We start from the raw sequence: 20,765 nt of genomic DNA, 5'->3' as shown, positions 1-20,765 counted from the left end.
TTATCTCCTCCTTCCTGTCTTCTGGGACCCTCGCCCCCGTCTATGCCCAGGACCAAATCACCGAGTCAAATCCCGCCCGCCGCCAAAGTGGATCTTTCTTCATAATGGATTCCACCACCATCAAGCCTTGTTCGACGTTTCTTTCTATATACTTCCGCACAATTCCGAACCCTCGCCCCATGGAGGTGACACGAGTGAAGGGGCGAAGGTCCCACATGCCGGCGGATTTGAAGATCATTTTAGAGATGGTGCCTGTCAGTGCGCTGATAAAACTGACATAGGCTTTGCGATCAGGGACGCGGATCAATATATGGATGTGGTTTCCGACATTGGCGAAGCTGTAAAGTCTCACCTTGAAACGAAATACAAATCTTCGTGTGTATTTCAGAAGCATTTTCCTGTTCGCCGGATGCAAAAGGGACCTTCGCCCGAAGGCTTTGTTGCTCTTAAGTACCAGGTGAATCGGTTCATAGTTGGAAAGTGGTCGCTGGCTTCGTCGTTTGCCTTTAGAAAGTTCTCCTCCATAAGAGGTTCCATTGAAGTCATGTTTAAGATCGCCGCCAAAAGAAAAGTGTTTTGCCATGTGCAACTCCTTGATGGAGAGCCATAGCTGCAAAGCGGGCGAGGGTCCCAAAAGCAATGGGGGTGGTGGTGGCGGAACGGATGGGGCGAGGGTCGGAAGTCAGGGAATCAGGGTTAGAGCATGGACCAGATCAGGCCGTCGCGCAGGCCGACGTTGGGGATCAGGATCTTTTCGGTTTCTGCTTGGCGCATGATGGTTTGGACCAGCATGGCAGCGGGGACAATGACGTCGGCGCGGTCGGGGCGAAGGTGCAATTTTTCGATGCGGTCTTTGACCTTCAGGGTGCGCAGGCGGTCGATGATTTCGGTCAGTTCGGCCAGAGTCAGGAAGGTTTGCGGGGATTTTTTCAGCAACTCGCCCTTCAGTTGACCCAGGCATTCAAGATTGCCACCGGTGCCGATGGCGAAGTCCACCGGGTCGTGATCGCAGTTCTTATAGATATGCTCGCCCAAAGCGCCAATGAATTCGCCCATGATGATATTCAGATGATTTTCATTCAGATTTCTTTTGGCCAGATTTTCCAGAACGCGCACGGTTCCCATTGGGAACGACTTGGTTGCCAGCATCTTGGGTCCTTGGGAAAAGGTGACCTCAACACTGCCGCCGCCGATATCAATCAGCATCGACTTTTTGTTGTCCAGATCCAGCTCTTTGCGCACAGCCAGGTGAATCAGGCGGCCTTCTTCGCTGCCATCGATAACTTCGATTTTGATACCCGAAGTTTTATAAATCAGATCCACGAACTCTTTCTGATTTTTGGCTTCCCGGCTGGCAGAGGTGGCCACCGCCCGGCACTTGGTGACTCCCAGTTCGCGGTTGGTCAGGGCGTAACGCTGAAAGGTGGCTTTGGCGATTTCCAATGAAGCTGGCGTGATCAACCCTTGCGTGAAAACATCATGCCCCAGTCTGACAGCGGCGCGGTACTTCTTCACGATGTGCAGATGCGGAGCTTGCTCATGAACGTCGGCAATCATCATGCGAATGGCGTTGGACCCGATATCGATGGCGGATATACGACGTGACACGTAAAGCTCCCTTTCCTTGGCAACAGTATATAAAGATGGCAGCATGAGAGACATGAAAAAAATCGTTCTTGGCTCTTTATTTTCACTTTTTGCGTCCACGCAGGCTTTGGCTCTTTCTGAGATCGAACTGACCGGCGAGTTGGATGCTACGGCCTCTGTCTGGAATCTGCCGACAGGCGAGCGCGGGAACTCGGCCTTTGCAGTTCCGTCCCTGTTTTTGGGTCTTCATATCCCTCTGCAAGAGGACAACCTTTTGGTTGTGACGATGGAGGGTTCTGAGCAAAAGAGCATCAGCCCAAACCGTTTTGATGTTGGTGTTCGCGAGGCCTACTTGGATCTGGTCAGTGTCTTTGAAGGCATGCACGCTTTACGTGCCGGTTTGATCCCGCAAACCTGGCAGGAGGCGCAATACGAGAACTACCAGTACCGGTTCCTGGGTCAGACCGCGTGGTCCATGACTGAAAAGTGGAAATACCTGTCTTACTCCGATCTGGGCGTGTCTTTCATGTCCCAGCTTCCCCATGATTATGGCGAATGGGCTCTCAACCTGACAAACGGGGAAGGGGCACAGGAAAAAGAGGAAGGCCCGCACAAAGAAGTCACTCTTTTTGCCCGTTTCTTTAAGTGGTCCCCATGGTCCCTGAGTGTGAGCTATGTCCGTGGAAGTTACGATCTTTATGGTGCCGACGTGGGCCTGAAGGAACGCATCCAGGGTCTGTTGGCCTATGAAAAAGAGGACGAATGGATGGTGGCTTTGGAATATCTGTCCACCAAGGACCCGGCCGATGCCCTTCGCGATTATGAAATGGCGGACGGGGTGGATGTGACGGCGCTCAGCGGTCAGTCCGTCCGGGGCGAGGGTGCCAGTCTTTACGCTGTGGTGCATACAGGGCCTAAGGCGGAGATTTTGGTGCGTTATGATTATCTGAACCCTGTCGTTGGTGAGGACGGCAAGGATTTGCAGACCGCGATTCTTGCTTTGGGCTATCAAGTGACGGATGATATTAAGGCGGCCTTGGCGGTTGATCACACCAAATACGGTGAGGAATTCGCCCCAGGGGCCCGCGAGCGATCCAAGCTGGAGCTGGCCGCTCAGGTTCTGTTCTAGAGTGTGTTAAGTTTCTGTTAGAATCACTAGAGATGCCGTGTTAAGCGGTGTCTTTATTTTTCAAATCATTATAAATCAAGCCAAGCGCTAAAGGTGGATACCATGGAAAGAGCGATAGATATTCAACTGGAAGACCTGAAAAAAATGATTCTTCTGATGGGTGGCCATGTTGAAAAATCTCTGGCTCAGGTGACCGCGGCTTTGTTGTCCCGTGATGTGGATATGTTCAACGGTGTTCATGACATCGAAAAACTGATCAATGAAGATCACATCCGCGTGGACAACGCCTGCATGCACGTATTGGCAAAGCAGGGTCCGGTGGCCAAAGACCTGCGTTTGATCATTTCCGTTCTTAAGATTAACAACGATCTGGAACGCATGGGTGATCAGACCGTGAATATTTCTTACTCCGGTAAGGATTATCTGGGGCGCAAACCCATCCAGCAGCAGCTCAGCGACATTCAGAAAATGTCAGAAATCGCCGGCCGCATGGTGAAGGGTTCTTTGGACAGCTTCGTCCGTGGTGACGTTGAGCAGGCCAAAAAGATCCTGTTGATGGATGACGAAATCGACGCTCTGAAAAACAAGGTTTTCCAGGACGCGATGGCGCACATGAAAGCCCACTCGGATGATGTGGAAGCGGGCATGGATTTGATTTTGATTGCAAGAAATCTGGAACGTCTTGGAGATCACGCGACGAATATCGCAGAAGACGTGATCTTTGCCTTTACCGGCAAGGACGTCCGACACGGAGGAAAGTTTGGCTGATAATTCAGTTCATGTGCTAGTGGTGGAAGATGAGCAGGAAATCCGGGAGCTGATGGCTCTGCACCTGCTTCGTCAAGGGTACCGAGTGACCGAATGTGCTTCCGCCGAAGAAGCCCTGAACGAAATGAATCGCCAGAACTATTCCTTGTTCGTCCTTGATTGGATGCTGCCGGGCTTGAGCGGTGTCGACATCGTCGATAAAATCAAAGCCAAAAACACCGGGGCCTCCGTTTTGATGGTCACCGCTAAAACCGAACCTCAGGACATCGTTGCCGGCCTTGAAAAAGGGGCCGACGACTACATGACCAAACCTTTCAATCCTTCAGTCTTTATTGCTCGAATTAAGGCCCTTTTGCGCCGTTCCCAGGTGCAGACTGCGGCGCCGGCGGCAGATGATGGTGAAGTTTCCCTGATGGGTTTGAAAATCAATTTCAAGTCTTACGAGATCTCCTACAACAACGAACCTCTGCATTTGACTCCGTCCGAGTTCAAGCTGCTGGGGGCGTTGGTTCAGAACCACGGCTGCGTTTTGACCCGTGAACAACTGATTGAAAACATTCAGGGCGAGGGTATTAATGTTGTTGGCCGCACTATCGACACCCACGTCTTCGGATTACGCAAGAAGTTAGGGGAGTGGGGAGACCGTATTGAGACTATCCGTGGCGTTGGATATCGGGTTAAAGTAGACATCGCATGAAGCGATTTATCCGATTCCCATGGCGAGTTTACTGGCGCTACTTCTCTTGGCAGGTAGTGGCTTTCAATGGTCTGTATCTGGCGGTCATTTCAGTTATTGATGTTCGCCACGGAGTTCGTCCATTTGTCTATAACGAAGCCCTGCTGAATTTCTTTGTCTTCAGTATTCTGGTGTCTGCCATCACATCCTATCGTTTTGCAAAACCCATTCACCGGGTGATCCTGAAAGCGTTGCGTATTTCCAGCAAACGCACCTTCGGCAGTCTGGTTAAAGAACAAGAAGACGATCTGGCAGACGATGAAACCGCTGACATTTCCGAGCTGGAGCTGGCTTTGGACCGCATTCATCGCAAGATGAAAAGTCGCAAGGCGCGCTATCTGCAGTCCCAGGAAGAATCCCAGGCCTTTATGAGCGCCGTGGCCGAGGGCCTGGTGTCGGTCAGTCTTGATGAAAAGATTCTTTATTTTAATTCTCAATTTGCCGCGCAATTCCTGTCGTCCGACCTTCTGAACGGGCAGATTCTGCGTTTGAAGGACGCCATTCGTTCTTCCGACGTTTTGGAAGGCTTTGGCAAAACCATCAAGATCGGCAAGGTTCAGCGCTTCACCGTGAAGCTTCCGACCTTGATCGACAATCAGCCCCGCTTCTTTGCCGTGTCGGTAAACCCGATCCGCAATGAAAAGACGCAAGAGATTTACGGCGTCGTGGGGATCTTCCATGACATCACCGAGATGAAACGGGCCGAGCAGATCCGCATGGATTTCGTTGGAAACGCATCTCACGAGCTGCGCACTCCACTGACGTCCATCAAGGGCTATGTGGACACGCTGAAAGAGGACGTGAAAACCGGCCAGATTCAGCAGGCGGGCAAGTTCCTGGATATTGTTTCTCGTAATATTGACCGTCTGATGGATCTGGTGAATGACATGCTTAGCATCAACACTCTGGAGGCTTCAAACTCCGAGCTGAAGCTTGAGATGATTCATCCGCTGGCGATTTCTGAACATGTGGTTTCTGAGCTGGCCGTGATGGCGGCGGAAAAAAACATCACCATCCGTGTGAATGGCGATGTGCCACCGTTTTTGGCCGACGCCCGCAAAGTGGAACAGGTTCTGCGCAATCTGGTGTCCAACGCCGTGAAATACATTCCCTCTGGCAAGACCATCCAGATCCGTTGGGAACGCGACATCAAGGAATACATTATCCTGCGTGTGATTGACGACGGGCAGGGTATTCCTGAGCAACACTTGGATCGTCTGTTTGAACGCTTCTATCGCATCGACAAGGGGCGCACCCGCGATGCCGGGGGCACGGGGCTGGGATTGGCCATTGTGAAGCATATTATGCAAAGTCACGGTGGCACGGTTGCGGTGAAGAGTATTGTCGACCAGGGATCTGAATTTATTTGCTCTTTCCCGATCCGAAAGTAAAATTTGGGGGATGAACACCGATCATCCCTTTTATCGTCATTTTGAAAAAGTTTATGGCTCCCGCTGGCCGGGCCTCTTCGCTGCCCTGCAAACCCGTGAACAACAAGTTGCCCGGGTGAACGCGTGGAGCCCTTCCGATAAAAGCACTAAATCCTGGTCTCAGTTCCCGGAAAAGCCCGAGCTTCCCGGCTGTCATTGGTTGACGCCGGCTCATGGCAGTCAGCCTGAACGCAATTCGGATGAGCTGTTGGATATCTATATTATGGATCCGGCCAGCGTCATGGTGGCGCGTGCTTTGGACGTGCAGCCGGGTGATCGCCTGTTGGATATGTGTGCAGCCCCGGGTGGGAAAAGTCTGGTGATGATCGAGTCTTTCGGGGACGAGGGTGAGATATTCTGCAATGACCTTTCGCCGGAACGTCGCGAACGCTTGAAGAAAGTGATTCAGCAGTATGTGCCGCGCGAAGTGCGCAATCGGGTGTGGGTGACCGGAAAAGACGGTGTGCAGTTTGGCCTGAAAGAGCCCGGCAGCTTTGACCGGGTTTTGCTGGATGCCCCTTGTTCAGGTGAGCGCCATATTCTGGAAAATCAGGCGGCCCAGGATGAATGGAGCCCGCGTCGGACCGAACATCTGGCGGCAAGGCAGTATTCATTGCTGGCGGCAGCCTTCCTGGCGGTGAAAGCCGGGGGACGCATCGTTTATTCCACTTGCTCTATCAGCCCGGCAGAAAATGACGATGTGGTTCGCAAACTTTTGAAAAAGAAAAAATCAGCTGTGAAGCTGCTGGAAGCGCCTGTGGGTGTGGGCGGGGAGCGCACGGAGTTGGGTGTGGCCTACATGCCGGATCAGTGTGGTTTTGGTCCTTTGTATTTTGCTGTGATCGAGAAAGTCGAAGAATAAAAAAGCGAACTTTTCAGTTCGCTTTGTGGGTGACTAGTTGTCGTCTTTTTGACGGAATTTGTGCCTGCGGTATTCTTCCAAAGTTAAAAAGCCGTAGGTTTTCTTGCGATAGATTTCAATGGCTTCCGCTTCAATGTCTGTCAGCACATCTTCCATGAATTCCATTGGAATCGAGCCGACTTTCATCAATTGCAGCGTGTAAAGATGAACGACCTTACGGATGAAGTCCGGCGTCTTTTCGCGCATGTTCTGGGTTTCTTGAAGCTGTGTTTCTACGATTTTTAGCAGCATATCTGTATTCATACCCTTCAAATATCGGTTTTCCTTCTTCGAACCTGAGCATCACCCATAGAAATTTGGCCCAAAGGATGAGAGACTTGGACCAATGAAGGCCCTGACACAGCAAGAACTCCAGCATTTTGTCTCTTACTTTGCTCCAATTTTGGACGGCGCCCAGTTGCAGGACGTGCTTGCCAATGACCGAGGTCTGGCTTTGGGTTTTCATCTGCGCGGAACCATGTATTGGATGATACTGGACCTTGTGCCGAACACCCCGATGCTGCTGCTTTTCGAGGATCAGTGCCCGTTTAAAAAGGGCCCGAAAACCAAGCCGGTCAGTCTTTTCCTGAATTCTCACGGGCGCAATTTGTATGTCACTTCCATGACGGTGAAAGAGGCTTTCGGACGCGTGGTCAGCCTGCAGCTAAAGAATGCCACGATGGACTGCGAGCTTGAAATTCGCCTTATTCCCAAACAATGCAATCTGATCGTTAAAGCGCAGGGCAAGCAAGTGGCGTGGGATCGTCCGATGGATCTGTCGGCGGCGCCGGTGGTGGAAAATCCCCCCGAGCCCCGCGATCTGGCCGCCATTCACGAAGAGTGGCTGGCGGAACAATCCGGCGGCAAAAAACCGACGAATCTGGATCCGGTCGCTCAATGGGAAAAGCAGAAACAGAAGGATCTGGAGAAAAAACGGAAGGCCTTAAGTGAAATCCAAAAGCAGATCGAAAGCGATCGTGAGCTTTTGTGGTACGAGGCCGGTCAGTATTTGAAAACCCACGGGACACTGGATGTGCCCGAGGATTTGCAGTCATGTGTGGATCGCAAGCAGTCCTTAAGCTGGAACATTGAACACTGTTTTTCCAAGGCCAAACAAATGGTCGGAAAAAAAGAGGGCGCTCGCGAGCGCCTGGAAGAGCTTTTAATCGAAATCCAGAAGCTTGAGGCCACGCGGTATTCGCAAAAACAAAGCAAGCCCGCTTTGGTGGATCTGATGAAAAAGGCCGAGGCTCGGGGACGCAAGTTGCACCTGGCTTCAGGCGCTTTGGCCTACTGCGGGAAGTCCGGCGCTGACAATCTGGCGCTGCTTCGTCAGGCCAAAGCGTGGGATTACTGGCTGCATCTAAAGGATTATCCGGGGGCGCACGCCATCATCCATCGCCAGCGCGATCAGGAAATCACTCCGGTCGAAGTGCAGGAGGTCGCCGCCTGGGTGGCCCGTGAATCCCTGTCGTCCAAATCCCTGATGGTCGGTCAAAAAGTGGCGGTGGTGATCGTCGAATGTCGTTTTGTCCGTCCGATCAAGGGCGATAAATTGGGACGCGTCACTTATCACTCGGAAAAATCGTTCAATCTGACGCTGAATTAAACTCTTACGCCGCGACGCTTCGGAAAAAGTAAGCAGGTACCTTTTGGGGGTAATTCGGTCTAACATTTTCCTCTAGAATATAGAGGAGATTGCATCGTGATTGAAGTCAAAGATCTCACCAAAGATTATGGTCCTCGTCGGGCCATCGACAAACTGAACTTCTCCATTTCCAAGGGTGATGTTGTGGGCTTTTTGGGTCCCAACGGAGCTGGCAAATCCACGACAATGAAAATCATCACAGGCTTCATGGCCCCAAGCCATGGCAATGCCTCTGTCGCGGGATTTGATGTTTTTGAAAATCCTTTGGAAGTTAAAAAACGCATCGGTTATCTGCCGGAGATTCCGCCGGTCTATGCTGACATGTTTGTGCGCGATTATCTGCGCTATGTGGCAGCCCTGAAGCAAGTTCCTAAAGAAAAGATCGAAGCGTGTGTCAACAACGCCATCGAAAAAACCAATCTGGGCGATGTGCAAAAACGTCTGATCCATCATCTGTCCAAAGGTTTCAAGCAGCGCGTGGGCATTGCCCAGGCGATTGTGTCTGATCCGGAAGTTCTGATTCTGGATGAGCCGACCGTGGGCCTGGATCCAAAACAAGTGGCCGAGATCCGTGAATTGATCAAAGCTCTGAAAGGCCAGCACACCATCATCCTTTCGACCCACATTCTGCCGGAAGTGGAAGCGACTTGCGAAAAGGTGATCATCATCAATAAAGGCAAGATTGTGGCGGAAGACAGCATTCAAAACCTGTCTGCCTTGGATAAAGGTCAGGTGCGCCTGCACGTGCGCCTGCGCAAGGACGTGGAAGACATGAAGATAGTTCTTTCCGGCGTCAGTGCCGTCACGGGTGTTCAATTGGGTGCTTCCCGTAAAGAATGGAACATTGATCTGAAAGGCGGCGAAGAGGCCGTTGAAAACGTATCGTCCCAGCTGGTAACCGGCGGTTACGGTTTGCTGGAACTGAGTCAGGCCAAACGGGATCTGGAAGATGTCTTCCTGAAACTTACATATGGTCAGCAGGAACGTGGAGGTGAAGCATGAATCCAACAATGACAATCTTCAAAAAAGAACTGAAGGGTTTTTACTTCAACTCGACGTTCTGGGTGATCTGCTTCCTGATGAGTCTGGTATTCAGCTGGGTGTATCCGATTCAATTGAATCTGTTTTCTCAGCTTTTGATGAACTACGTGATGCAACAAGGGGTTCCTCAGAACCAGTTGAATATTCATTACGGGGTGTTCTTGCGTCAGCTGTCTTATCTGAACCTGCTTTTGATCTTTGTGGTTCCGGCTTTGACGATGAAACTTTTTGCGGAAGAAAAGAAGCTTCGCACTTTTGATCTGCTTCTGACGTCACCGGTGACATCCCTGCAGATCGTGATGGGCAAGTATCTGGCTGCCTTGGGTGCGGTGGGTGGTCTGGTGATGCTGGCATTGCTGTACCCGGTGGCGACTTCCACTTTGGCGACGGTGAACTGGGGTCCGCTGATTGTGGCCTTCCTGGGGATCTTCCTGGTAGGTGCGGTTTATGCGGCGATGAATCTGTTTGCATCTTCATTGACTGAAAACAGCATCGTGGCCTATGTGGCGTCGGTGATCTTTAACGTGTCAATCTGGTTTGTCGGTATCGGCACGGAAGTCATGGACAGCGAAGCGGCTCGCAAGTTCTTTGAGCATGTTTCCCTGAGCAGTCATCTTTCCAGTCTGGTGGAAGGCACAGTGCGCTCCAATGCGCTGGTGTTCTTCTTCAGTATTATTGTCCTGTTCTGTTTCCTGGCAGAGCGTGTTGTTGAATCCTCACGTTGGAGATAAGTCATGAGTAAATTGAGCAAAATTTCTTTCCTGTTCGCTGGGTTTTCTTTGGTCGCCATGTCCATCACTCGTTATCTGTTGGGTGACTGGGTTCCGTTCTGCTGGCTGGCTTTGGGCCTGGCGGTGGTATTCATTCTTGTCGGCATCATCAAAGACCGTGCATTCTTTAAAGAGTTCTTCACCATGAAGACCACCAAAGAAGGCATGAGCATGGGGATGCTGATACTCCTGTTGTTGGCGGTGCTGGGGGCAGTGAACTATATCGGCGCCCGCCACACCAAGACCTGGGATTTTTCCTCTGCCCGAGTGAACACTTTGTCTGAACAATCCATCAAGCTTGTTAAAAGCCTGGATTCAGATCTGAAAGTTTATTTCTTCTATAAAAAAGGTGTTGAAGGCAACGAAGAAAATCGTCGTCTGTTCCGCGAGCTGATCAAAAAGTATCAGGATCACAGCAGCAAAGTGCAGCTGGACTTCGTGGAAGTGAATGAACGCCCGGATCTGGCTCAAGAATATGGAATCGACAAAGGCAGCGGCGTGGTGTTCCTGGATTACAAAGGGCGCCGCAACCGCATCGAAAAAATCGACGAGCAGGATTTCACCAGCGCACTTGTAAAAGTCACTCGTGAAAAGAACAAGACAGTTTACTTCACTGTCGGTCACGGTGAAAAAGCCCTGAGCGAAAACAAAGAAGGCCTGGGGCTGGGTTCTTTGAAGTCCTTGCTGGAAAACAACCGCTACACTGTCAAAGAGCTTTCCCTGATTCAGAATGCGAAAGTTCCAGAAGATGCCGATGTGATCGTGGTGGCGGGCCCGGTTCAGGGCTTCCAGGCTTTTGAAATTGAGGCTTTGGAAGGTTATTTGAAAAACGGCGGCAGTCTGTTTTTGGCGATTGAATCGCAGAACACCGCGGGTCTTGAAAAGCTGGTGGCCAAGATGGGTGTGCAGTTTGAAAACAACTACATCCTGAATCAGGTTGAAACCGTCATGGGTAAAGGCATCAATCAGGGGCCGACCATGGGTGTGATCTTCTCCATGAACAACAAGATCACCAAGCCATTTGGACGTTCGGAAGTGACTTTGTTCCGTTATCCTCAGTCTTTGAAGAAAGTGGACATTGTGAAAGGCGTGGTTGTGGATGAATTGGTTTCCACCGCTCCGAACGCGATGGCGTTCCCGTCCATGCAGATTCGCGGCGAAGGGCCTGAGAATACCTATGCTTTGGTTGATGAAGTCAGTGGTAAGTGGGCCGGGGATGAAAGTGCCAAGGACTTTACCGCGATCATCGCAGGGGACGTGGATTTCCTGACCAATCAGATGCTTTATCAGAATCTGAACCGTGATCTAGTGCTGAATTCCATTGCGGCCCTGGCCAAAGAGGAAAACCTGATCAGCATCACGCCGAAAGAGCCTTTGGCGACACAAATGATCATGACAGAAACCAAGTTTGGTCTTTTCTTGTTTGCTTTCATCATCCCACTTCCTATTCTTTTGTTAGGCACCAGCGTCGGTCTGTGGCTTAGAAGGAGAAATGCGTAATGAAACTCAAAGGGCGTACAATTCTTGTCATCTGTCTGCTGGTTTTTGGGGGTTATGCGGTTTACGACTTCTTCCACGAAAAAAAGATGGAAGAAAGGCGTTCGATGGACGCACGCCTGATGACCGTGAACTTTGAACAAGTGGACTGGGTTCAGGTTGAAAAAGGGGATCAGAAGATCACTCTGAAGCGCTCCGTGGACGGCTGGAATATGGAAGAGCCCTTGAAGGATCTGGCCGACAATACAGCGGTGGATGACTTTGTAAAAGGGGCTTTCCCTGAGCGTATCATTGAGACTGCCGCCGAGGGCGACAGCATCAACTGGGCGGTTTATGGGTTGGACAAACCGATTGGTAAAGTGACTTTCAAGACCACAGCCGGCGCCCAAAACGTTTTTGAGATTTCTGAAAAGCGCAATTTTGAAGACAACGCGTTTGCCCGCCGTGATGGTGAAAACAAAGTGCTGGTGGTAAACTCCGTATGGCAAAATCGTGTGAACAAAGGTGTCATGGATTTCCGCGAGCGTCGTTTCCTGCGCCATAAAATTGCCAGCGTGGATGAGGTTCGTCTGAAAAACCAGATGGGATCTTTGGAAATCCGCCGTGTGGAAGGCCAGTGGGTGGCTCCGGCGCAAAAAGATCTTAAACTGGATCAGAACAAGGTGCGTGAATTCCTGACATCTATCGCCGATGCCAAGGCGTCTGAGATCGTGGAAGCTAAACTTCCAGCCTTGAAGAATCTGTTTGTGATGGATCTGACCATGGCCGATAAAAAATGGAAGGCCGAAGTGGGACAGGCGCAGGACCTGGGCATCTATGCAAAGGTCTCGGAACCTGCGCAGCAATTAAAAATGGAACCAGGCGCTTTGGATCGTTTTATCAAAGTCACTTTGGCTGACTTGCGTGAAGTGTCCGAACCGAAACAACCTAAAAAAAGTGAAGCAGAAGAATCGCAGGCCATGATGGCCGAGCAGAAAGAAAAGTAATGCAGAAGATTGTAGTTAAATCTCCAACGCGTGTGGATTTGGCTGGGGGCACATTGGATTTGTGGCCCCTTTATTTGTTCATCAATGGAGCTTCCACCGTCAACGTGGCCATTGATATTTACACGGTGGCGGAACTGACTCCGCACGACGATTCCACGATCGTGCTGGAATCCGCTGACTTGAAACTGCGCAAGGCCTACAGCAATCTGCAAGAGGCTTTGGCAGACACCGATCCTAAAATGATTTTGCTGCAGACTCAGCTTCGTTACTGGATGCCAAAACAAGGTTTCACTTTGAAGACCTCTTCACAAAGCCCGGTGGGCGGGGGATTGGGCGGCAGCTCCAGTCTGACAATCAGCTTGATGAAAGCTTTTGCCCAGTTCTGCGGAAAACCGTTTAAAGACGTGCACACCATGGTTCATGTGGCTCACAATATTGAAGCTGAGATTTTGAACACTCCAACCGGGACCCAGGATTATTATCCAGCGGCATCCGGTGGTATCAATGTCCTTCACTACAGCTATGACGGCATCGAACAAAAGGTGCTGCCGGTGTCGCAGACTCCGCTGGCTGAAAAGTTCATGCTGGTTTATACCGGCAAGGCCCATCATTCCGGTCTTAACAACTTTGAGGTGATGAAGGATTCCGTTATCAAGGATCCGCGAACATTACAGGCCTTGCGTGATCTCAAAGGTATTGCCATTGAGACCGAGCATGCCATCCGTGCTGGCAACTGGAAAGACCTGGGTGGGTTGTTTAAACGCGAATTTGAAGCCCGTGTCCGCTTGGCCCCGGAATTTTCAAGTCCTGAGATCTACAAGTTAGCGGAAGTCTCTTTGCAGAATGGGGCTGAGGCTGTTAAAATTTGTGGAGCTGGGGGCGGGGGCTGTGTGCTGGTCTGGTGTCCTCCGGATAAACGTGAGGGAGTAGCCAACGCATGCCAAAAAGCCGGCTTCCAGGTGATGGACGCAAAACCCGTCGATCCCCTGTAAAGAAAAAGACGACGAAGAAGACCGCAGTTAAAAAGACTGCGGCTTCGGCGACGCATGCCGGAGATGTTCATCGTTTCATCGGTCTGTCCCTGGGGGGCGGTAAAACCGACAAGGCCTGTCTGGCCGTTCTGGAATACTATCCCAAACATAAAAAAATCTTCCTGTCGCGCTTGGTGGAAAAAATCAAGAGCGACGAAGTTCATTCCGCTGATTTCAAAATTCAGGAAGTCATCCGTCAGTATCACAATGAAATTGATCTGATTGCGTTTGATGTGCCATTCAATTTGCCGGTGTGCCTGCAGTCCGAAGACTGCTGCAACAGCATCGAGGATTGCAAAAAGCCCCACGTCAAATGGATGTGGGACTACACCCGCAAACTGCACAAGAAGAAAAAACCGCGCAAGCTTTTCACTCCGTACACTCAGCGCTGTGTTGAGATGTACGTGTCGTCCGAACTGGAAGAGCCCTTTATTCTTCAGCACGCGATGGGGGCGAACACCGCACCCTTGTTGGCGCGGGCGATGTATCTAAAACGTGGATTAAAAGCCAAATGCATCGAAGTGTTTCCTAAGCTTTCCGTCTGGCGTTTGGGGCGTTCCCTGAATGTGATGAAAAGTCATCTGCGTTTTCATAAGCACGCCATCGGCGGGGATGAAAGTCGTCGCGAAATTCTGAGCGCTTTAAGCACGCACAACGTGGCATTCGTGTACGATCAGGATGTGAAGCTGATGATTGAGAACAATCACGCTTTTGAAGCATTTATATGTGCTTTGACGGCCTTCCTAAGTTTCAAAGGCAGCACTGAACCTCGCCCAGACGGTTTTCCACCCAACGAAGACTGGATCGAATTCCCCCGCGTCAACGTACGCTGGGAAGGATTCTAACGGCTCTGCCTAGCTGCGGGGCCTCAATTTGCGCTGGTGAAACAAGGTTAGGTTTCTTAAGTTTGTTGCATGGCAACTTTTGCTTTGTGCTGGCGCAGAGTGAGAGGGCTTGAGCAATCGGGGGCTCAGCTATTAAATAGAAGCTTCACCTCCGAAGGGGGCTTTCGATGGCTGATTTTCCTTATCTGCACGGGTTCACCAAAGAAGAACAAGATCGTTTGCGCAAACAGGCGCGCTTCGGTGAACACACGGTTTATCAAAATATCAATCTATCCAACGTCAAAGATCTGCTGGAAGTCGGCTGTGGTGTTGGCGCGCAAAGTGAAATTATTCTGCGGCGTTTTCCTGATCTGAAGCTGACCGGCATTGATCGCAGCACAAAACAACTTTCAGCCGCCAAACACCGGTTGAGTCATCTGCCTTTTGCCGAGCAGCGCTTTGAGTTGAAAGAGATGGATGCCACGGCGATGGATTTTTCTTCAAACTCTTTCGACGGGGCTTTCTTGTGCTGGATTCTGGAACACGTTCCGGATCCGATTCGGGTTTTGTCAGAAGTGCGCCGCGTGCTGCGCCCAGGGTCTGTGGTCTATGCTACTGAAGTGATGAACGCCTCCTTTTTCCTTGATCCCTATTCACCGAATGTCTGGAAGTACTGGATGGCGTTCAATGAATATCAGTTGAAGCAAAAAGGGGACCCGTTTGTGGGGGCGAAGCTTGGGAACTTCTTCATGCAGCTGGGATATCATGACATCCACACGGAAATAAAAACGTGGTTCCTGGATAATCGTTATCCGCAAGCACGCAAGGACTGCATCGAATACTGGACAGAGCTTTTGCTAAGTGCCAGCGATCAGCTGGTGGAAGCTAAATGCATTTCCCAGGAGGTTGTGGAAGGGGTGAAGGAAGAAATGGCAAGGGTTGCAAGTGATCCGAACGCCGTGTTCTTTTATTCCTTCGTTCAGGCGCGGGCTCGGACATAGTTGCCAGTTGAAGCAGGCCCCCGGGGCCTGCTTTTACAGTTCTTCTTTTTTCAGCCAGCCTTTTTTATAGATCCACCAGGTGATGCCGACGACGACCATTACCATAAACGTCAAAGTGGCATAGTAGCCGTTGGGCTCTTTCAATTCGGGCATGTTTTCAAAGTTCATTCCGTAAACCCCGGCAATGAAATTCAAAGGCAGGAAGAACATGGATAGCACTGTCAAGACTCGCATCACTTCATTGGTGCGGAAAGACGCTTCATTGGTTTTTTGCGACATCAACGATAAATGCAGGTTCAAAAGACCGGTGATTTCCTCATAAATATCATCGGCATAAAAGGCCACTTTTTCCAAAGGTTCACGCACTTGTTGTATGTCCTTCAGTGGAATATTTTCGTGCTGGTGAATCTTGTTAAAGACATCAGCAGTGAACTTGAAAATCTTGCGATAAGACGCGGCTTTTCGTTTGATTTGATAACCCTCGCGCAGAATCGTGCGGCGCTTAAGGGCAAAAACACGCTCTTCAATCACATCGGTTTTGGAATCCAGCACATCCAAGGGGGCATCAAAGCTTTTCACCGTCTGCACACACAGGGATTTCACCAGAGTGTAAAGAGGCAGCTGTTCAAAAGCGACTTTGTCTTTTTTGATGGAGATGCATTCCAGAGGTACACGATGAATCGTCAGCAAAAAATCCTGACCGACAAAGAAGATGATCTTGGTCGTGAGTTCCTGCATGGTGCCGGCTTTGGGTTTTGCCTGCGCATCGTGGTGGCGCAGAATGAAGAAGCATACTTTTTCATAGAACGTGCACATCGGCAAATGCTCGGGATCAAGACACGTGGTCAGCGCCTGCAGGGGGATGGGAAATTCCTCGGCCAGCTGACGCAGATCCTCCTGCGCAGGAGCTTCACAATCGACCCACTTATAGTCTTGCCATTGATGTTCGAATCGTTTCATGATTCCAGTATGACAAAGTTTTCGGGGCTTCGCCGTTTCTTTTTCGGATGCATCGCGACGATGCTGCTGGCCGGGTGTCAGTCATTTTTCTATTATCCGATGAAAGAAAAGCTCTTTGATCCAGCACGCATAAAATTGAACCCCGAGGATGTGTATTTGACCACTTCTACGGGTGAAAAAGTGCACGGCTGGTATTTTGCCTCTGCACAAGCCGATAACAAAGGCACGATGCTGTTTTTCCATGGCAACGCCGAAAATCTGACGTCGCATTTTCTGATGTTTCAGTGGTTGCCATCACAAGGGTACAATTATTTTATCTTTGATTATCCTGGCTATGGGCAGTCCAGTGGTTATCCGACCCCGGAAAATACCGTGGCGGCCGGAGTGGCGGCGGCCGAATGGCTGCATCAGAAAAAGGATTCCCGGCCGTTGATAGTCTACGGGCATAGCTTGGGCGGTATTATCGCACTGAAAACCGCAGAAGAAGTCAAAGGTCGCATTCCTTTGCGTAATGTGGTGATAGAGGCCAGCTTTGATTCCTATCAGGGAATGGCCAAAGGGGTGATGAACCGGCATTGGTTCACCTGGATCCTGCAGCCGTTGTCGTCGGTGGTGGTGAGTGACGAATACGCCCCGCAGTCGCTGGCGTCGCTGTCACCCATTCCGTTGCTGTTCATCACCGGGACAGCGGATAAAGCCGTGGAGCCGCGATTTACCGAAAACATGTATCAGAATGCCGCCGAACCCAAAGAGCTTTGGCTGATCCCGGACGGACGTCACGGAAATCTGTACGAAATCCGCAATGGCGAGCTGCGGGACCGCTTCTTGTCATACCTATCTAAAACTTTGACAGTCCGTCAGTAGGAAGTCCGCTTAAATTGCAGCTCCCGAAAGCACGGTTCCTGCAATGTTCCGGGCAGGATGAAGACTTTGTTGCGCGCCCTCATCATTTTAAGCTCCCTATCAATGCTGGCTGCCTGTGCTCCGGACACCCGTGACCAGGGTTCTGAGGTTGTGACGACCTATGAACCAGCTCAGCCGAATGTGATGGATGAAGACGGTTACAAAGTCGTGCGTGGTTCCACCCGCGTGCAGGACATGAGTGTTAACTTTGATCAGGCCACCAAGGGCATGACCCTGAAGGGCAGGATCGAATTCCTTCCGGTGCGTGCAAAATCAGTTCAGACAGTCGAGCTGGATCTTGCCGGCATCTTGGATCCTTACGGATTCATCGCGCTGAAAGCATATAAAGCCAAAACTCAGGACAATCGGGATTTGAAAGTGGCGGCGAAGGCCACGTGTTTGAGTGTCGATGGCGGATGCCGTTCATCCTTCATTGATATCTACGTTTACTATCAGGGTATCGTGTATCACCACCAGGTCGAATCCCTGCAGGATGACGTCAGCCCCGCTGCGGAAGAATCAATTCCAGGTGAAGAGGAACTGCCAGCAGACGAAGAATCAGAAATCGAAGGCGGCCACGATGAAGTCGAGGGCGAACCAGGTCGTTACGTCGGTGATATCGCCGATGACATCGAAAAAATTCTGGAAGTGAAAAAGCCGGAAGCTCCGAAGTCCGAGGAAACTCCTAAGACGGAAGAGCCAAAAAAAGAAGAACCGAAAAAAGAGGAACCAAAACAGGACACTCCGAAAAAGGACGAACCTAAGAAGGATCCTCCCAAGGCCGATCCACCAAAGAAGGAAGATCCAAAAAAAGATCCTCCTAAAAAGGACGAGCCCAAGAAAGAAGAGCCTAAAAAAGAGGAACCAAAGAAGGAAGAACCTCCGAAGCGTGAGGAGCCTAAAAAGGATCCACCTAAAACCGGTCAACCACGTGTGCCTGAGACGGCTCCTGCGGTGAACAAGGTCAGTCAGGCTATCGGGCCGGTGAACGCGGGACGTTTGCAGAATGCGGCGAACATGCTGACTTACGAGCAGGCGCATGCTCCGACGGGTTATGAGATCATTCGTCCGAAAAGAAAAACTCACTTCGCGACCAATGAGCTGGCTTATATCATTGTGAAAATGGGTCTTTTGACCAAAAAAGAAATTCCGGGTTACGAGCTGTCCGTGGGAGATCTGTCCCGTGAGGCGGGTGGTAAGCTGGGCTCCCACAAGTCCCACCAGAATGGTCTGGATGCGGACGTGGCCTTCTTCTTTAATAATAAGTCCTTCCAAGGATACTTCGCGTCCGCAGTGGCGGTGAACAAACCTCACGCGAACTGGATGCTGGAACCTCAATGGAAGCTGTTCAAAGAGGTCGTGGGCACACAGCTTATTGACCGTATCTTTATCCACGGTGCTTTGAAGCAGGCCCTGTGCAGTCACGCTATTGCCAATGGCGAGTTGACGAAGGGTGACAACTCAAGCCTTGCCGCTCAGACGCTGCGCCGCCTGATTCCGGAAAAAGACCACCACAATCACTTCCACCTGCGTGTGAAGTGTTCCAAAGCTCAGGTTCGTTGTCGTCAGATGGCAGAGCCAGTCAATACCACCGGCTGTTTCTAATCTCAATTGCGGCAGCCGTGGGCCTGTGTCAGAATAAAGTCATGGCTGATTGGCGTGATCGTAGTGAGATGAATGGGGATGTGGTTTTTTTCCGTTACGTGTCCGAGGGCATGGAGAAAAGTCACGAGGAAGTCTTTTTGTGGGACCTGGATAAGACTTATCTGGACACCACGATTGATTCCCTGTCGGGTCTGATGACCACGATTCTGGAACGTGCCCTGAACAAAAAAAACATTCCGGGCACCAACACGCTTTTGCAATCCCTTTCTGAATACCGCAAGCAACAAAAAGGTTACATGTACTTTCCGATCTATTTCATCACGGCTTCACCGCCGCAGATGGAAGAGCGTATCTCGGAAAAATTTTCTTTGGACAATATCCGTCCCTTTGGTTGTTTCTATAAAGACAATCTGGCGAACCTGCGTCCGGGCCGTTTCTGGCGTCTGACGAAACAAGTCGGTTACAAGCTGCAGGCGCTGATGCAACTGCGCACGCGTCTGGGAGAAAATGTGCGCCAGATCTGCTGGGGTGATGACAGTGAAACCGATGCCATCATCTATAATCTGTATTCTGATATTTGTTCGCGCCGTCTGGGCACCAACGACATTCGCACGACGCTGGAAAAACTGAACGTCACCGGCGAACAGGTGAATACGATTTTGGAACTGCAGGCGCAAATTCCTGAAAATGATCCTGTGGCAAAGATCTATATCAATCTGGCCACTGACACCGATCCGGATTATTACCTGAAATTCGGTCGCCGCACGTTAGCCACTTACAATACTTTCCAGGTCGCGCTGGATATGTATCAGGATGGTCGTCTGAATCAGGATGGCATCTATGCTGTCATTCAGGACATGATTTACAACTATGGCTTTACTCCGGAAGAGCTGATGAAGAGCTTTGATGAATTCATCCGCCGCGGGGTTTTGGGTGAGCGCGCTTACAACGAAGTCCGTCCGTTCTTTATCGAAAAAGGTCTGCTGCACTCTTCGTATCAGCCAAGTGTTGCACCACTTAAAGAAAAACTGGTGGATGAAGGACGCGTGTACGAGATGGAAGGGGTGCATGAACCCTGGATCCCGGACCGCATTGATTATCTGCACGATTATCGCTAGGCCTTCAGAACGAAGGCCCTTTCACTATTCAAAACGCAGTGGGAAGACGGTGGTGATCGGATCACCACCAAAGACTTTGAACTCCACACGGCGGACAGCTTCCAGAAGACATTTTTTGAATTGAGGGTCACTCAGGCTGCTGCTGGCAATATCGGCCTGGCTGACTTTGCCTGTGCGTTCGATGGTGAAGCTGATGGAGGCTTGTCCCACCACGCCCGGAGTTCTTTGCAGCAGTTGCGTGTAGCATTTAAAGAATGAACTGCGGTGGGTTTTCAGCGTGTCTTGAATGAATTCTGACGTCAGGCCTTCCACCGGTTTTTGATTCGTCACCGGGGTTTCCGCGGGCGCAAGTTCTGGCAGGGTTTCCGTCGGCGCTTGTTTTTTATAGTTCATTTCATAGTCAGTCGCTGTCCAGCGCACACCGTCTTTTGAAATATAAACGCTGCCTTCGCGGCCATAGTTTTCAACCTGCAGATCGCCGCGTTTGATGATCAGAACAATGCGCTCGTTTTCTTCATCCAGGGTGATCAAAGAGTTTTCCGGCACACGAATGCGGTATGAGGAATCAAATTCCATGGTCGCATCGCCATCGACACCGGTTTCGACTGAATCAAGTGCAAACAAAGTCGCCTTGCGGGTCAGGACTTCTTTATTGGTCATGTTGTTGCGCAGAACGAAGACTTTACCCAGATTCAAATCCAGTCGCGCCAAAGGACGGGCACCGGGTTTGGTTTTTTCAGTCTGAGTTGAGATGAAGAGAGAAAGGGCGACGCTTAATACGCCTACGATAATCAGAGATGGAATCAGCCAGTTGTTCTTCGCCATAGGAA

General features: G+C 50.7%; 21 protein-coding genes. 16 read left to right on the top strand and 5 right to left on the bottom strand.

From position 1 onward, the window contains the following. Positions 1–40: 40 nt before the first annotated feature. Both ACNQKP_RS16690 and ACNQKP_RS16685 read right to left on the bottom strand, forming a co-directional pair. Complete coding sequence (locus ACNQKP_RS16690) at positions 41–583, bottom strand: transposase (protein WP_417866202.1); 543 nt, start codon at positions 581–583, stop codon at positions 41–43. Between the two features lie 113 nt (positions 584–696). Further along, positions 697–1,608 (bottom strand): hypothetical protein, encoded by a 912-nt coding sequence (locus ACNQKP_RS16685; protein WP_417866200.1) that lies wholly within the window; start codon positions 1,606–1,608, stop codon positions 697–699. 43 nt (positions 1,609–1,651) lie between these two features. On the opposite strand from ACNQKP_RS16685, the gene ACNQKP_RS16680 reads away from it, so the two are divergent. The 5 genes from ACNQKP_RS16680 (at position 1,652) to ACNQKP_RS16660 (ending at position 6,512) form a co-directional block, all read left to right on the top strand. Next, positions 1,652–2,716, top strand: coding sequence for a hypothetical protein (locus ACNQKP_RS16680; RefSeq protein WP_417866199.1), 1,065 nt, complete (start codon positions 1,652–1,654; stop codon positions 2,714–2,716). Between the two features lie 102 nt (positions 2,717–2,818). Beyond that, on the top strand, positions 2,819–3,484 hold the full coding sequence (phoU, locus tag ACNQKP_RS16675; protein ID WP_417866197.1) for a phosphate signaling complex protein PhoU: 666 nt from the start codon (positions 2,819–2,821) through the stop codon (positions 3,482–3,484). After that, entirely contained in the window at positions 3,477–4,181 is a 705-nt protein-coding gene (locus tag ACNQKP_RS16670; RefSeq protein WP_417866195.1) for a response regulator transcription factor, read from the top strand. Before phoU ends, ACNQKP_RS16670 begins: the two co-directional genes overlap by 8 nt. After that, a complete protein-coding gene (locus ACNQKP_RS16665; protein ID WP_011163553.1) occupies positions 4,178–5,611 on the top strand; it encodes a sensor histidine kinase in 1,434 nt (477 codons plus the stop codon). Before ACNQKP_RS16670 ends, ACNQKP_RS16665 begins: the two co-directional genes overlap by 4 nt. Before the next feature lie 10 nt (positions 5,612–5,621). Beyond that, the gene (locus ACNQKP_RS16660) at positions 5,622–6,512 is read left to right on the top strand and encodes an RsmB/NOP family class I SAM-dependent RNA methyltransferase (protein ID WP_417866193.1); all 891 of its coding nucleotides are present in this window, start codon (positions 5,622–5,624) and stop codon (positions 6,510–6,512) included. A gap of 33 nt (positions 6,513–6,545) precedes the next feature. Here ACNQKP_RS16660 and ACNQKP_RS16655 read toward each other — a convergent pair whose 3' ends face one another. Further along, positions 6,546–6,815, bottom strand: a complete 270-nt coding sequence (locus ACNQKP_RS16655; RefSeq protein ID WP_417866190.1) for a DNA-dependent DNA polymerase — start codon at positions 6,813–6,815, stop codon at positions 6,546–6,548. Between the two features lie 82 nt (positions 6,816–6,897). On the opposite strand from ACNQKP_RS16655, the gene ACNQKP_RS16650 reads away from it, so the two are divergent. The 8 genes from ACNQKP_RS16650 to ACNQKP_RS16615 all read left to right on the top strand — a co-directional run bounded on the left by ACNQKP_RS16650 (position 6,898) and on the right by ACNQKP_RS16615 (position 15,349). Then, positions 6,898–8,160: a DUF814 domain-containing protein gene (locus tag ACNQKP_RS16650; protein ID WP_417866188.1), complete on the top strand. Its 1,263-nt coding sequence runs from the start codon at positions 6,898–6,900 to the stop codon at positions 8,158–8,160. A gap of 96 nt (positions 8,161–8,256) precedes the next feature. Continuing rightward, positions 8,257–9,201, top strand: coding sequence for an ABC transporter ATP-binding protein (locus ACNQKP_RS16645; protein WP_417866186.1), 945 nt, complete (start codon positions 8,257–8,259; stop codon positions 9,199–9,201). Continuing rightward, positions 9,198–9,971 carry an ABC transporter permease gene (locus ACNQKP_RS16640; protein ID WP_417866184.1) on the top strand — a complete coding sequence of 258 codons (774 nt, stop codon included), beginning with the start codon at positions 9,198–9,200 and terminating at the stop codon, positions 9,969–9,971. The genes ACNQKP_RS16645 and ACNQKP_RS16640 overlap by 4 nt, the downstream gene beginning before the upstream one ends. Positions 9,972–9,974: 3 nt before the next feature. Further along, complete coding sequence (locus tag ACNQKP_RS16635) at positions 9,975–11,510, top strand: GldG family protein (protein ID WP_417866182.1); 1,536 nt, start codon at positions 9,975–9,977, stop codon at positions 11,508–11,510. Next, on the top strand, positions 11,510–12,493 hold the full coding sequence (locus tag ACNQKP_RS16630) for a DUF4340 domain-containing protein (protein ID WP_417866180.1): 984 nt from the start codon (positions 11,510–11,512) through the stop codon (positions 12,491–12,493). The genes ACNQKP_RS16635 and ACNQKP_RS16630 overlap by 1 nt, the downstream gene beginning before the upstream one ends. After that, positions 12,493–13,485: a galactokinase gene (locus ACNQKP_RS16625; protein WP_011163561.1), complete on the top strand. Its 993-nt coding sequence runs from the start codon at positions 12,493–12,495 to the stop codon at positions 13,483–13,485. Before ACNQKP_RS16630 ends, ACNQKP_RS16625 begins: the two co-directional genes overlap by 1 nt. After that, positions 13,431–14,369 carry a DUF429 domain-containing protein gene (locus ACNQKP_RS16620; protein WP_417866177.1) on the top strand — a complete coding sequence of 313 codons (939 nt, stop codon included), beginning with the start codon at positions 13,431–13,433 and terminating at the stop codon, positions 14,367–14,369. The genes ACNQKP_RS16625 and ACNQKP_RS16620 overlap by 55 nt, the downstream gene beginning before the upstream one ends. Before the next feature lie 167 nt (positions 14,370–14,536). After that, complete coding sequence (locus tag ACNQKP_RS16615) at positions 14,537–15,349, top strand: class I SAM-dependent methyltransferase (protein WP_011163563.1); 813 nt, start codon at positions 14,537–14,539, stop codon at positions 15,347–15,349. A 33-nt stretch (positions 15,350–15,382) separates the two neighbouring features. Here the strand turns inward: ACNQKP_RS16615 and ACNQKP_RS16610 are convergent, their stop codons facing one another. Further along, positions 15,383–16,309 (bottom strand): CorA family divalent cation transporter, encoded by a 927-nt coding sequence (locus ACNQKP_RS16610; protein WP_417866175.1) that lies wholly within the window; start codon positions 16,307–16,309, stop codon positions 15,383–15,385. A 9-nt stretch (positions 16,310–16,318) separates the two neighbouring features. On the opposite strand from ACNQKP_RS16610, the gene ACNQKP_RS16605 reads away from it, so the two are divergent. From ACNQKP_RS16605 to ACNQKP_RS16595, 3 genes are read left to right on the top strand one after another with little or no spacing between them, the layout of a single operon-like run. Next, positions 16,319–17,173, top strand: coding sequence for an alpha/beta hydrolase (locus tag ACNQKP_RS16605; protein WP_417866173.1), 855 nt, complete (start codon positions 16,319–16,321; stop codon positions 17,171–17,173). 57 nt (positions 17,174–17,230) lie between these two features. Then, on the top strand, positions 17,231–18,817 hold the full coding sequence (locus tag ACNQKP_RS16600) for a penicillin-insensitive murein endopeptidase (protein ID WP_417866171.1): 1,587 nt from the start codon (positions 17,231–17,233) through the stop codon (positions 18,815–18,817). A gap of 41 nt (positions 18,818–18,858) precedes the next feature. Further along, on the top strand, positions 18,859–19,935 hold the full coding sequence (locus tag ACNQKP_RS16595; RefSeq protein WP_417866169.1) for a phosphatase domain-containing protein: 1,077 nt from the start codon (positions 18,859–18,861) through the stop codon (positions 19,933–19,935). Between the two features lie 24 nt (positions 19,936–19,959). Here ACNQKP_RS16595 and ACNQKP_RS16590 read toward each other — a convergent pair whose 3' ends face one another. Further along, positions 19,960–20,760: a TonB family protein gene (locus ACNQKP_RS16590; RefSeq protein ID WP_417866167.1), complete on the bottom strand. Its 801-nt coding sequence runs from the start codon at positions 20,758–20,760 to the stop codon at positions 19,960–19,962. Between the last annotated feature and the right edge of the window lie 5 nt (positions 20,761–20,765).

Origin of the sequence: Bdellovibrio bacteriovorus (assembly GCF_048286975.1) — a bacterium.
GTDB classification, from domain to species: Bacteria; Bdellovibrionota; Bdellovibrionia; order Bdellovibrionales; family Bdellovibrionaceae; genus Bdellovibrio; species Bdellovibrio bacteriovorus_H.
This window is presented reverse-complemented; position numbering and strand designations above follow the sequence as displayed.

Bases quoted from the DNA above. Each gene is read 5' to 3' on its own strand.
- ACNQKP_RS16650 (WP_417866188.1), top strand. From the start codon at position 6,898: ATGAAGGCCCTGACACAGCAAGAACTCCAGCATTTTGTCTCTTACTTT.
- ACNQKP_RS16635 (WP_417866182.1), top strand. From the start codon at position 9,975: ATGAGTAAATTGAGCAAAATTTCTTTCCTGTTCGCTGGGTTTTCTTTG.
- phoU (WP_417866197.1), top strand. From the start codon at position 2,819: ATGGAAAGAGCGATAGATATTCAACTGGAAGACCTGAAAAAAATGATT.
- ACNQKP_RS16690 (WP_417866202.1), bottom strand. From the start codon at position 583: ATGGCAAAACACTTTTCTTTTGGCGGCGATCTTAAACATGACTTCAAT.
- ACNQKP_RS16625 (WP_011163561.1), top strand. From the start codon at position 12,493: ATGCAGAAGATTGTAGTTAAATCTCCAACGCGTGTGGATTTGGCTGGG.
- ACNQKP_RS16640 (WP_417866184.1), top strand. From the start codon at position 9,198: ATGAATCCAACAATGACAATCTTCAAAAAAGAACTGAAGGGTTTTTAC.
- ACNQKP_RS16605 (WP_417866173.1), top strand. From the start codon at position 16,319: ATGACAAAGTTTTCGGGGCTTCGCCGTTTCTTTTTCGGATGCATCGCG.
- ACNQKP_RS16600 (WP_417866171.1), top strand. From the start codon at position 17,231: ATGAAGACTTTGTTGCGCGCCCTCATCATTTTAAGCTCCCTATCAATG.
- ACNQKP_RS16660 (WP_417866193.1), top strand. From the start codon at position 5,622: ATGAACACCGATCATCCCTTTTATCGTCATTTTGAAAAAGTTTATGGC.
- ACNQKP_RS16590 (WP_417866167.1), bottom strand. From the start codon at position 20,760: ATGGCGAAGAACAACTGGCTGATTCCATCTCTGATTATCGTAGGCGTA.
- ACNQKP_RS16610 (WP_417866175.1), bottom strand. From the start codon at position 16,309: ATGAAACGATTCGAACATCAATGGCAAGACTATAAGTGGGTCGATTGT.
- ACNQKP_RS16665 (WP_011163553.1), top strand. From the start codon at position 4,178: ATGAAGCGATTTATCCGATTCCCATGGCGAGTTTACTGGCGCTACTTC.
- ACNQKP_RS16630 (WP_417866180.1), top strand. From the start codon at position 11,510: ATGAAACTCAAAGGGCGTACAATTCTTGTCATCTGTCTGCTGGTTTTT.
- ACNQKP_RS16655 (WP_417866190.1), bottom strand. From the start codon at position 6,815: ATGAATACAGATATGCTGCTAAAAATCGTAGAAACACAGCTTCAAGAA.
- ACNQKP_RS16680 (WP_417866199.1), top strand. From the start codon at position 1,652: ATGAGAGACATGAAAAAAATCGTTCTTGGCTCTTTATTTTCACTTTTT.
- ACNQKP_RS16620 (WP_417866177.1), top strand. From the start codon at position 13,431: ATGCCAAAAAGCCGGCTTCCAGGTGATGGACGCAAAACCCGTCGATCC.
- ACNQKP_RS16595 (WP_417866169.1), top strand. From the start codon at position 18,859: ATGGCTGATTGGCGTGATCGTAGTGAGATGAATGGGGATGTGGTTTTT.
- ACNQKP_RS16615 (WP_011163563.1), top strand. From the start codon at position 14,537: ATGGCTGATTTTCCTTATCTGCACGGGTTCACCAAAGAAGAACAAGAT.